Here is a 12,195-nt window from a genome sequence, read left to right as displayed (position 1 = left end):
TTAGTTCGGAATCACTTTTCCGGAACCGGTAATCGATATAGTCAGTTGTGGGTTTCCTTCGTAGTAGACACTTCCGCTTCCTGAAATCCGCACATCAAGTGCTTCCACCGCATGTACCTGTGCATTACCAGATCCTGTTATATTCACATTTGATGTCCTGGATTCCATCCCGAATGACCGGTAAGAACCTGATCCGGAGATCTTAAGTGATGAATGATCCGTTTCCCCGAAAAGTTCGATGTTTCCTGATCCGGATATTGAATTGTTAATATCATCGGCCTGCACAGCCGCATTGATATCGCCGGATCCTGACAACACGATTTCAAGGTCCTGTGTGATCAAAGTATTCTGACTCGTGATTCTTCCGGATCCGGACAATCCGATAAATTGAATATCAGGTATGGTAATATAAATATTGAGCTCGCGAATATTCCGGATACATTCCCTGTTGTAAATATCCCAATGACCGCCGCGAACATCGCGGTTCATCAGGTCGATAACATTCGATGCCGCTTCAATAACGACCTTCTGCTCTGGCCCCTGTGTAATGTAGACATTACCTGACCCCATAAGTGTAAAACTGTTGAATGAGCTAAGATTTATTTCTCTTGAAACAATCGGACCGCTCTCGCTGATGCAAGCCTCGTCGCATCCCTGGATAAATAAACCGGCGGCCAGTAGAATAATGATAATGTAATTTTTCATGTTGTTAATTATTTTGTGTATTTGATTAAAAACGAATTGCTATGTTGGCTCCCGGCCACATCTTCACATTGGTTCCGTCATGCGTACGATCATAAACAGTCCAGGGAGCAATATCCGAACCGATATTAAACCCGTCAGATCCTGACAATTGTGATACCATAACATTGAAAGACGGACCAAAAACCAGGGTAAACGATCTGCCAAACTGAGCGCCAAAATTCAGGCGAAACTGGTTGAGCAAATTGAGTTTCTTATTGGTGAATGTATTTTCTTTTTCGATCACATCGAAAGTGGTAAGATCGATATTCATGCGCCATGTCGGACCAAGATTAAATTCAGCGCCTACACCATAGCCGTAAGCCCAGGTTGGCTCCTCTCCATATGTCAACGGATCATTTCCTGAAAGGTGATAACCCACCGAGAAAATATTGTAGAAATGCTGTACGCCCAGTTTTATCGCCATTTGCGTATGAAGGGCTTCGCTGCCACTGAATTCCAGCCGATGATAACCATGGCGCACCAGACTCAGAAAGCCAATGGAAACGCCGTCCACAGAATCTGCGATATTCAGCAGTCCGATCTGCGCTCCCCTCACCTTACCTGCAACATTGATTACCGCCGCGAGCTGGGTGCCCTGAATCTCCGAGGCGTAATTAGCTACACCCGCTGCCTGAATTCCGGAAACCGCTCCAGGGGAGATATTCAGTACACCGGCAAACTGGCCACCATCGGTAAAGGTGGTATTAACATTGGCGATCCCGGCGAACTGAGCACCAGTGAGTGAACCTGCGTTAATATTTACGATCCCGGCAAATTGCCCGGCAACAGCACTATCCCCGTTTACATTGGCAATTCCCGCCATCTGCAGTCCTTGTGCATATCCCGCATTCACATTGGCTATACCAGCCAGTTGAGCTCCCAGAAGGTCCCCGGCATTTACATTTGTGATTCCGGCGAACTGAACCCCCTCCACAAATGAAACATCCACGTTGGCCAAACCGGAAAAAGCAACACCGTTCAATCCCCGTTCAACACCAGCAAAAAGGTGAATAGAAACTTTGTTAACGTAATCAGCTGCTGCTACACCATTGGAGCTTAACGGATATACCACACCCACATGAAAGGGACGCTGGGGATATCCACGGTACGTGTCACTGATCGTGACAGGTGAATCTAAATTTTCAGATGAATTTCGATCATCCCAGGATTGTGCAAATGCCTGGTGCTGAACACCCATGGCAATGAATAATATCAATAATAAATACTTCATGATTAGTAGGTCTTTCTCCTAATACAATCATGAAGTACTTTACCCCTACCCGGGTCTGAAATTATTTTATAATTACGCGGTTTGTGGTGATTATATTCTCGTGGATGAACTGAACCAGGTAAATGCCCGAAGGTAAATCAGCCACATCGATGTGGTTTTCTCCGGGCTGACTGAATTCAGCCATTAACCTGCCTTCAGGAGTGTAAATCATGATCCCGTTCAGGTTGGCAGGATCACCAATAAACTTTAGTTCATTTGAAACAACAGGATTGTTCACAACACGATATCCTGCATTCATGAAGCCTGGAATAATATGGGCCATTGCAACGTTCCGACGGGTTCCATTAAAATCTATCTGATCAAGCCGGTAATACGTCGTTCCCGAATTTAGCGACAGGTCGTGGTAACGGTAATCAGACCTGGTATCCGCATTACCCTGTCCTTTCACCCTAACAACTTCAGTAAATGATTCGCCATCCGATGATTTCAGGATCACAAATTCATCATTGTCAATTTCAAGTGATGTTGCCCAGGTCAGTTCTGTTCCGATCTCGGTTAATTTGGTATTGAAATACAACAATTCGACCGGCAATACCAGGTCATACATATTGATAAGGATTCTGTTTGAGACATACGGGTTACTGATATTGGCACAACCGGGAATATCCGGAATGATCTCAACCGTAAAGATGTCTCCGTCATTCAATACAGGATATGACAATATGGGAGAATCAGTGCCCACATCCGTTCCGTTCAGCTTCCATTGATATTGCGGAGATGCTCCGGCATTTGTTGTGGTGGCTGTAAAATTACCCTCTGTTAAAGAAACAATATACAGATCAGAAAGAGAACCATCCAGATCATTGATAGACAGACTCACATGCTGTGGTAATGTGGGAGTAAGTGTACTCGTATATAACAATGTGCTGTTTTGATAATAAACCACTTCACCATCAACAACCCCGATTTTCAGTGTGTCATTCAGGCTGTAGGTTCCAAATACACCCCTGAAACTGGCGCCTTCGTAAATTCGAAGCTGGCCATTCTGGACAAGGTAAAATTTAAAATCAATCGTGTTAAACCCGCTTCCACTATACGCATTACTTAAGCCAAACGCCCGGTCATAACCCGTCTGAGTAACTACGGTTTGCGCATATGCCTGGTTTCCAACGGTGTTTGCGCTGAACGCCGCCGCATCCCATTGATTATTCGAACCCTGTCTCTTGGTTACCGTATTTCCTGAAATAAATACATTCTCGTTTGTTGACCAGGTGAGCTCCTCAAATGCTACTGGCTGAACATCGGTGGCAGGAATGTTGGTGATATAAAAATCACCAAATAGTGCCTGTGGAATTTCAAGGATCTCCACCGGTTGTGAAGTATACGTTACGTCGGAACACCCTCCGAGATCGGGTGATATCACACATGTTACAATATCGCCTTCTCTTAACGACGTATTGGTGAAGACAGCGCTGGTTTCCCCTGAAACATCCACACCATTTACCTGCCACTGGTATGACGGGCTCGAACCTGCATTCGAAGCAATGGCGGTGAATACGCCTGTATTTCCATTCACAACAATTATATCATTTAAGGCAGCACCAGCATCGTTCAATGAAAGATCAACTACCATGGGCAATGCAGGAGCAACATTGCTTATATAGATTAAAACATCATTCTGGTAAAATTTGACCTCTCCGGATTCAACAGCGATTTTAAAAATATCTCCCGTAGTGTAGGTTCCTACATTTCCGCGGTCTGAACCATTTTCATAAATATGAATGTCGTCATCATTCTGCAGATAGAATGCATAATCAATGCTGTTAAAACTCTCATTACCAATGTCATTGCTAATACCGATCATTTTATCAAAAGCATCATCTCCGGCAGTGAATTGCATATATCCGTTATTCTTCACCGAGTTCAAGGAGTTGGCTCCGGCATTCCAGCTATTATTCCCGCCCTGTCCCTTGAGGACACTGTTTCCTGTCACAAAAACATTCACGATATTTTCAAATGTTACACTTTCTGCTGCGGATATACAAGCCACCGGGTCTGCTGTATTTTCCACATAAAATGTTCCAAATTCAGCCACTGCAATTTCACTGATTGTGACGGGTTGTGAAGTGTAGGTAATCCCTGTGCAACCGGCCAGATCCGGTGTAATCACACAGGTAACGATATCACCATCTACCAACGATGTATTGGTATAGGTGGAAGCCGTTTCGCCAGGCAGATCTGTGCCGTTCAGTTGCCACTGGTATCTGGGGTTCGAGCCAGCATTGGTAGAATTGACGGTAAAATCACCCGTATTTCCATTCACTACCGTCACGTCATTAATCGCTGCTCCCTGGTCATTCATAGAGACATCGACAAGCAGGGGAAGTGTGGGAGCATCATTACTGATATACAGGAGTACACCGTTTTTATAATATTTAACAACGCCGTCCTCGACTCCTAACCTGAATACATCTCCGGTCGTATAAGTACCTGCCCCGGTGATATCAGACCCGTTCTGATAAATACGCACGTCATCGTCATTTTGCAGATAGATCGCATAGTCGATACTGTTAAAACTTGCGTCGCCCGCATCATTACTGAGACCAATCATTTTGTCATAGGCATCTTCGCCTGCAACGAACTCAAGATACCCGTTATCCTGTACCGTATTGAGTGAGGTGGTACCTGCGTCCCAGTTATTGTTCCCGCCCTGCCCCTTCAGCAAATCGTTACCGGTTACAAAAATATTGACAATGCTGCCAAAGGTGGCAGATTCAGCCGCTGTTTTACAGGCATATGGATCGGCCGTACCGATTACATCGAATTGACCAAAGAATGAAATATCCTGGGTAGATACCGTTATCGAATTAGATGCCACTGGCCCGGTTCCGCATCCTCCTGTTCCTGGAAAAGCATTAGCAGTTACCACATCACCCGCATTCAATGTCGCAGGAGCATACGTACTCCCGGTGGTTGCAAATACACCATTCAAATACCAGTCGTATGTTGCACCGGTTCCGGGGTTTTGCAGGTTAGCCGCAAATGTGCCGTCGAATCCGTTATGAATTTCCACATCTGCAATAGTACCGCCGATATCATTGATGGAAATATCGACCAGCAGAGGCAGGGTCGGTGCGGTATTGCTCAAATAAAGAAGTGTACCATTCTGATAGTACTTTACAACATCGTTCTCAATGCTGATCTTCAGGACGTCGCTGGTTGAGTACGTCCCAAATTGACCGATATTGGTGCCAGATTCATAAATATCAAGATCTCCGTTATTCCGGAGAAGAAACGCATATTCAATACTGTTAATACCATCATCTGTATCAACGCTACTTAATCCGAAAGCCCGGTCCCGATTGGTTTCCTGAACAATGGATTGTGCAAATCCTTCCGCATAAACATAGGATGTAGAACTGGCGCCTGCATTCCAGCTATTATTTCCTCCCGCAGTTTTACTGATGGTTGTACCACTGACACCAGTATTAACTAAGTTGGCCCAAACGGCTGTCTCACCGCCATAATAGCAATGAACACCCGGATTTGCCGGCTGTATCGTGAACGTACACTGAGCGTACGTATACACGGATGCCAGTAATAAAATCCCGGAGAGACTTATTCTAGTTAAAAAAATCAACATGTTTGCCAACATTCAGTTCATGAATACAGGCAAAGTATATAAGGTGAGCCAAAGTTAACCGGTAAACTATGCAAGAAACTTACATGGCTTAATATTTCGGGCTAAATCCTTCATAATTATACGGCTCGCAAACAGCCGGTTTATTCCCGATATATTGCTTGCCACGAAGCCGGTTTACCGTGTGCGCCTTCATTTTTTCTGATTCATAGGGTTGAATCATGTCTTTGATCAGGGAAATACCCACAGGGTCATCCGCGGCATTAAGCCAGTCGGACTCCAGTTCCTGCGGTATGATCAGTGGCATTCTTGGCCCTTCGCTAGCCTTTGGTTTATTATGTATCCAATTCAGCATCTCATTGCCCCGGGTAGTTACGATGGAAACTGTATGCCGCTCGATACCTTCTTTTTCGAGTCTCCAGGTCTCCCAAAGTCCGCCCAATGAGAATGGTTCATCATTTTTCATGGAAATATAGAATGGATAGGATTTATCATCCTCCCAGTGATGTTCATAGAAGCCGTCGACTACGACCAAACACCGCCGTTTTCTGGCGCTGTTTCTGAAAGACGGTTTATTGAACATCTCCTCGCCCCTTGCGTTCAGGGTCTGGTTGCTGATTTTTGTGGCTGTCTGTACATCCTTGACCCAAAAGGGTATGAGTCCCCAATGAAAAAAATTGAGTTCCCCGGGGGATTCATTGGTTATGACAGGTATATCCGGATGTGCAAAGGCCTGAACATGATATACAGGCTGTGCAGATTTCAGGTTGGCGGTAATTGATTTCTTATCGACTCTGTAGTGTTCGGCATACTTTTCAGCCCTTTTAGTCATGTATGCAATATCATAACACATCTCAAGACAAGTTTGGAGCTAACGATTTTGATTCCTTACAGATTTCCATGTACCATTTTATATCGGCAAAGGCAATTTACCGATTATTTAAGCGCTTTCAACGCTTTAAAAAAAAATTCACCGATGTAAGTTACCTTTCTGATTTTAAAGACATTAATCACCAAACGGACAAAAAATCAGAATCCGTCAATAATTAAAAGACATTCAAAGCTTAGGAATGTCTTTACAAAAAGATAATTTCGGGTCTGAATTGTATTAATATTAAGATAATATTTTTGCGCTCGGATTTTAGCTTATTTTTTTGTAAAATAGGTGTCCCATTAACAACCACATTATCGACACCTACAAAATTGGCGGAATGGAAATTGTTCGTTGAAAAACGAATTAGGAACAAATTGGATAGGAATGAGACAAAGCATCGTAGTTATTGAAGATGACGAGGCAATCCGCTGGTTAATCAAGAAAGTTCTTGAACGCACATATGATGTGCATGTTTTCAGTCACGTGGGTAATGCAATGAAGCACATGTCCCAATATGGCCATCCCGATATTGTTATGACAGATATCCGGCTCCCTGTAATAGATGGTAAGGACTTTCTGCGTAACTTTAAAAGAAGCGGGCTTTACGGAGATATTCCGGTGATTGTTATCTCATCATGGAATGATGATGCAACCAGGCAAGAATGTATGGATGCCGGTGCTGAGGATTACATCGCTAAGCCATTTAATCCTGAGGATCTAATAAATAAGGTAGGCAGTGTTCTTAAGAAGAAGAAGAAAGAAAAATCGGATTCTCTGCTGAGTTAATATCAGTTACTCTGATCAGTGTCTATGGATAAGAACTTTACCTTCAACTTTAACAGTCTTGAAAGTTCGCCGGGTTTCCCCACTTCGGAGGATGTTCGCCGGATGCGCAAATCATTTGTGCTATTTGTTGGCGAATGCAACGACCTTTCTGCCAAACTGGATGAGGCCAATTATCTTACCCATTGCATGTCGAGCGGAAAAGATGCCATCAAATGGCTGAAAGACAAGCACTTTCGTTACAGTCCGCTACCAAATGTTATCATCTGCAATACTGACATCCAGGGCATTAAAACCTTTGAATATGTTAAGTCGCTCAAGAATACCGGCTATCTCAAAGATCTCCCGGTAATCTTTCTCACGAATAATTATTCGATCCAGGAACGGGATGAAGCGATTCGGGTTGGTGCCGATGATTATTTTACGTCATCCATTCATGTAGATGACCTGTGTTTTCGGATAGATTTTCTAACCCGTCTGCAGGAATTATCCATGGAAAGCGTTGATGAAGTTGGAAAGGAATCAAGACCGAACCTCCACAATGCGGAGGCTTTCAAAATGTGGTCTATGAAGCGGGCATTTGATATAGTGGTCTCGGGAACTGCATTAATACTCCTGAGTCCCATCTTGCTGCTCATTGCCATTGCTATCAAGGTGGATTCAAAGGGTCCGGTATTTTATATTTCGAAACGCGCCGGAAAGGGATATCAGATTTTCAATTTTTATAAATTCCGAAGCATGCGGGTTAATGCGGATGCGGAGGTTGAAAAAATGAAGCACCTGAACCAATATAAAGGCGAAACCGATTCAGACTCAGGTCTTTTCTTTAAGGTTAAGAATGATCCCAGGATAACACGACTTGGCAGTTTTCTGCGTAAAACAAGTTTGGACGAGCTTCCTCAGCTCTTCAATGTATTAAAAGGCGACATGTCGCTGGTTGGAAACCGGCCGCTTCCTTTATATGAGGCTGAAAAACTAACCCAGGATCAATGGGCCCTTCGATTCCTTGCTCCTGCCGGGATTACAGGTTTGTGGCAGGTGACCAAACGAGGCAAAGAAGAAATGTCGGAAGCCGAACGTGTTTCACTGGATATGAAGTATGCTACTGAAAATTCATTCTGGTATGATCTGAAGATCATGGTAAAAACACCTTTCGCACTGCTTCAAAAAGAGCAAGTATAAACCAGGATCAATGCCTATTTATAGCCTTTTGGAATTATTGGGATGGGTGGTTGCTGGCATATTAACCTTCTTCCTCACCCAGGCTCTCCTTCTTTGGCTTCTCAGCCTAATCATTCCGTACCCTAAACGTCCTGAAACGCCATATCTGCACCATTACACATGCATCATCACTGCGTATAAAAACATCATCATGTGTAACCCGCTTGTGGAATCCCTTCTGAGGAATGACTATCCGGGACTTGAGATCATTGTGGTGGCTGATTCCTGTACAATGGAAGACTATCATATGTATGGTAAAAATATTAAAGTTCTTGAACCTGAATCCGGACTTGGGTCGAAGGTAAAATCCATGATGTACGCGGTGCCTCATCTGAATCCCAGGACCGAAGGGATCATTATCATGGATCCGGACAATCTCGCGCATCCTGATTTTCTATTTAATATCAACTCCTATTTCCATAAGGGTTTTGATGTGGTTCAGGGAATACGGATCGCCAAGAATAAGAACTCTTCCGTTGCACGTTCAGATTCGTTGGGAGAATTCTATTACAATTTCACAGACCGTTACGTCGCTTTTAACGTGGGCAGCAGTGCGACCATCGCCGGATCTGGTATGGCTATTCGCAAAGAACGATTTCTGGCATTTCTCGAATCTAAAAAAGTAACGTCCAAACTGAAAGAAGGACCAATCCTGGGTGAAGACAAAATGCTTCAAAATTTTACCGTGCTGAATGGAGGACGGGTTGCATTTGAACCCGAAGCAATCGTTTTTGATGAAAAACTGGTTTCAGGCAAACAAGTTGAAAGACAACGTACCAGGTGGATCAATACCTATTTCGAAAATATCGGGGATGCATTTCGCCTGATATGGAAAGGGATTACCCGTTTACGCTGGAATGCGCTGGTACTCGGCGTGATAAGTATTAAGCCACCGTTATTCATGCTGGCCGGAAGTGCTGTGATTATGGCTATTCTTGGCGCGTTTATTGATCTGCGTATACCACTCATGCTCATTTCCGCGCTCATATTATTTGTATTGTTTTTCATTTTTGCTGCATGGCGTTCGCCACATAGTCAGAATGTGCTAAAATCTATCCGCGGTGTCCCTAAATTCATTTGGTTTCAGGTACGAGCCTTACTACAGACCGGGAAATACAGAAAAGATTTTTTAGCCACAGATAACAGCCAGAATGTCTCTATCGACGAAATTGTCGATCATAAATAACAAGAAATGTCCAGGCCATTAGTCTCCATTATCTCCGTGAACTACAATCAGGAAGCCGTAACACTTGATATGCTTTCGAGTCTTTCGGTTTATAAGGACCCTCTGGAGGTAATAGTAGTAGATAATGGGTCGGTCAATAATCCGGAAAAAGAAATCCTGAGACAGTTTCCTGATACGATCTTCATTCGGAGCGATGAAAATCTGGGCTTTGCAGGTGGAAATAACCTGGGGATCGACAGAGCAACCGGGAAATATCTCTTTTTCATAAACAATGACACAGAAATTACTGAAGGACTGATCGAATGCCTGGTTGATTTTATGGAAAACAATGAATCAGCCGGAGGAGTGAGTCCGAAAATTCATTACTTCGATGAACCCGGAGTTTTTCAGTTCGCAGGATTTAAACGAATTAACATCCTCACCGGAAGGAACTCCACCATTGGAACATTTGAAAAAGATGACCACCAGTACGATGAGGTTGCAATGACCCCATATTTGCATGGCGCAGCCATGATGATCAGGAACGAGGCGATTCAGAGAGCCGGCAAAATGCCGGAGGAGTTTTTCCTTTATTACGAGGAATTAGACTGGTCTGAAAGCATCGCGCATACCGGCTACGAGCTTTATTACGTTCCGTGCGGAATGATCCGGCATAAGGAATCGGTAAGTACCGGCAAGAACAGTCCCTTGAAAACGTATTATCTCAACCGAAACAGAATTCTTTTTATGCGCCGCAATCATAAGTGGCTGAGCAGAAGTATTTTTCTGTTATTCTATTCAGTAATTTCAATTCCCGTAAATTTGCTGAGACATATCTTCAAAGGAGAGCGGGAACATGCAAATCAATTGCTCAAAGCATATTTATGGAATTTTTCTCATGAAGGAAGGGTTAATGGACGGTATAAATATTAAATATCTCATATTAGGGTTGTCAGTTATCCTGATGCCATTTTCTTCATTCGGGCAGTATATTGAAAAAACCTTTGAAGATGCACCTCTACCCTATTTGGGATATGTTCCTCAGAACTATAATTCCGCCGATCGCACCTACCCCCTGATTTTATTTCTTCATGGCATGGGTGAACGAGGTGATGGCACCCCGGAGACACTTGGCCGTATCATGAAGTGGGGACCTCCTTCCCTTATAGATGAAGGACAAATGCCTGCCGGATTTATTGTGGTTGCACCACAGTTATCAACCAAACAAGGGTACTGGCCCCAGGAAACGATTCATGAAGTCCTGGAATTTACACTCAATCATTATCGGGTTGACAGGAACAGGATATATCTCACAGGATTGAGCATGGGTGGCAATGGGACCTATGTATATGCTTACAGCGATTTCAATAAACCCAACAGACTGGCGGCGATTGCGCCAATTGCCGCATGGGGTGACGTTAACAAAGCCTGCAGGATTGTAGAACGAAATATTCCCGTTTGGGCATTTCATGGAGATATCGACAATACGGTAAGATATGAACGGGGCAAAGCAATATTCGACGCACTCAAAAACTGCAATAAGGAACTGACAATTTCTGATTACCGGTTTACAACATTCGAAAATACAGGACACAATTCCTGGTCAAAAGCATATTCAAGTGAGGTTCCGGGCCTGAACCTTTATGAATGGTTCAACTATCATCAGCTGAATGTCGAAATTGAACCAGCTAATGAAAAGCTTGAATTGGAGGAAATAAATGTTCTGCCCGTTTCATTAGGGGAAGCTTCAGGCATTATTCCATCTAAATCCGGAGGATTCTGGATTCATAATGACAGCGGAAATGCGCCCTACCTGATTGAAGTGGATCAAACAGGCTCCATCATCAATCCACTTAAAATCGCCGCTGCCAGCAATTATGACTGGGAAGACATTTGCAAAGACAAAAACGGCAATATCTACATTGGTGATATCGGCAATAACGCCAACAATCGAAACGAATTATTCATCTATAAATTCAATGAAGATAACATTGAAAACCAACGCGTTAAGCCTGATATTATTCAATTTACATACGAAGATCAAACCGAGTTTCCACCAAAGTCGGAAAATCTCATGTATGACGCAGAAACCCTGATTCACTGGCAAAATAACCTGTATATCTTTACAAAAAACAGGACCAACCCCTATACAGGTTATACACGAATTTACAGGTTACCCGATATTCCAGGAACTTATAAAGCAACCCTGGTAGACAGCCTGAAACTGGAAGGCGAAAACATGATCGAGGGCTGGATCACGGCAGGCGATATCAGTCCGGATGGAAAAACAATTGTATTGTTAGGACATGACAAAATTTATCTGTTAACTTGTTTCGAGAACGGGTTTTCCAACGGGAAGCTGACTTCTTACAACCTGAACTCCTTTACGCAGAAGGAAGGAATAACCTTCACGAATGATCAAACCTTATGGATCACCGATGAAAGTTTCCAGAATCTGTTGAAAGGAAAACTGTACAAACTGCGATTACCTGAAAGTTTTAATTCCAACTGCAATTAAACACATGTAATTAACAGTA

Annotated in this window: 9 protein-coding genes; 5 read left to right on the top strand and 4 right to left on the bottom strand. The window is 43.4% G+C overall.

Annotated features, from left to right (window positions below; translation table 11 throughout):
• The 4 genes from LDX50_RS28200 to LDX50_RS28185 all read right to left on the bottom strand — a co-directional run bounded on the left by LDX50_RS28200 (position 1) and on the right by LDX50_RS28185 (position 6,468).
• Entirely contained in the window at positions 1-705 is a 705-nt protein-coding gene (locus LDX50_RS28200) for a head GIN domain-containing protein (RefSeq protein WP_225699649.1), read from the bottom strand.
• Positions 706-730: 25 nt separating this feature from the next.
• The gene (locus tag LDX50_RS28195; RefSeq protein ID WP_225699648.1) at positions 731-1,975 is read right to left on the bottom strand and encodes a hypothetical protein; all 1,245 of its coding nucleotides are present in this window, start codon (positions 1,973-1,975) and stop codon (positions 731-733) included.
• A 61-nt stretch (positions 1,976-2,036) separates the two neighbouring features.
• Positions 2,037-5,618 (bottom strand): T9SS type A sorting domain-containing protein, encoded by a 3,582-nt coding sequence (locus LDX50_RS28190; RefSeq protein WP_225699647.1) that lies wholly within the window; start codon positions 5,616-5,618, stop codon positions 2,037-2,039.
• A gap of 88 nt (positions 5,619-5,706) precedes the next feature.
• Positions 5,707-6,468: an SOS response-associated peptidase gene (locus LDX50_RS28185; RefSeq protein ID WP_225699646.1), complete on the bottom strand. Its 762-nt coding sequence runs from the start codon at positions 6,466-6,468 to the stop codon at positions 5,707-5,709.
• Between the two features lie 405 nt (positions 6,469-6,873).
• Here LDX50_RS28185 and LDX50_RS28180 point away from each other — a divergent pair, with 405 nt between their 5' ends.
• The 5 genes from LDX50_RS28180 to LDX50_RS28160 are packed head-to-tail and all read left to right on the top strand — an operon-like array spanning position 6,874 to position 12,176.
• Positions 6,874-7,275, top strand: coding sequence for a response regulator (locus tag LDX50_RS28180; protein WP_225699645.1), 402 nt, complete (start codon positions 6,874-6,876; stop codon positions 7,273-7,275).
• 24 nt (positions 7,276-7,299) lie between these two features.
• Positions 7,300-8,454, top strand: coding sequence for a sugar transferase (locus LDX50_RS28175; RefSeq protein ID WP_225699644.1), 1,155 nt, complete (start codon positions 7,300-7,302; stop codon positions 8,452-8,454).
• Positions 8,455-8,464: 10 nt separating this feature from the next.
• Positions 8,465-9,679, top strand: coding sequence for a glycosyltransferase (locus LDX50_RS28170; protein WP_225699643.1), 1,215 nt, complete (start codon positions 8,465-8,467; stop codon positions 9,677-9,679).
• Between the two features lie 6 nt (positions 9,680-9,685).
• Positions 9,686-10,591 carry a glycosyltransferase family 2 protein gene (locus LDX50_RS28165; RefSeq protein WP_225699642.1) on the top strand — a complete coding sequence of 302 codons (906 nt, stop codon included), beginning with the start codon at positions 9,686-9,688 and terminating at the stop codon, positions 10,589-10,591.
• Positions 10,557-12,176: an alpha/beta hydrolase-fold protein gene (locus tag LDX50_RS28160; protein WP_225699641.1), complete on the top strand. Its 1,620-nt coding sequence runs from the start codon at positions 10,557-10,559 to the stop codon at positions 12,174-12,176. The genes LDX50_RS28165 and LDX50_RS28160 overlap by 35 nt, the downstream gene beginning before the upstream one ends.
• Positions 12,177-12,195: the final 19 nt, after the last annotated feature.

Source organism: Fulvivirga sedimenti (assembly GCF_020328055.1).
The sequence above is the reverse complement of the archived record's forward strand: the minus strand, read 5'-3'. Positions and strand labels throughout refer to the sequence as shown.

Coding starts and splice junctions, on each gene's coding strand:
- LDX50_RS28170 (WP_225699643.1), top strand. CDS start 8,465: ATGCCTATTTATAGCCTTTTGGAATTATTGGGATGGGTGGTTGCTGGC.
- LDX50_RS28190 (WP_225699647.1), bottom strand. CDS start 5,618: ATGTTGATTTTTTTAACTAGAATAAGTCTCTCCGGGATTTTATTACTG.
- LDX50_RS28185 (WP_225699646.1), bottom strand. CDS start 6,468: ATGTGTTATGATATTGCATACATGACTAAAAGGGCTGAAAAGTATGCC.
- LDX50_RS28160 (WP_225699641.1), top strand. CDS start 10,557: ATGAAGGAAGGGTTAATGGACGGTATAAATATTAAATATCTCATATTA.
- LDX50_RS28200 (WP_225699649.1), bottom strand. CDS start 705: ATGAAAAATTACATTATCATTATTCTACTGGCCGCCGGTTTATTTATC.
- LDX50_RS28180 (WP_225699645.1), top strand. CDS start 6,874: ATGAGACAAAGCATCGTAGTTATTGAAGATGACGAGGCAATCCGCTGG.
- LDX50_RS28175 (WP_225699644.1), top strand. CDS start 7,300: ATGGATAAGAACTTTACCTTCAACTTTAACAGTCTTGAAAGTTCGCCG.
- LDX50_RS28195 (WP_225699648.1), bottom strand. CDS start 1,975: ATGAAGTATTTATTATTGATATTATTCATTGCCATGGGTGTTCAGCAC.
- LDX50_RS28165 (WP_225699642.1), top strand. CDS start 9,686: ATGTCCAGGCCATTAGTCTCCATTATCTCCGTGAACTACAATCAGGAA.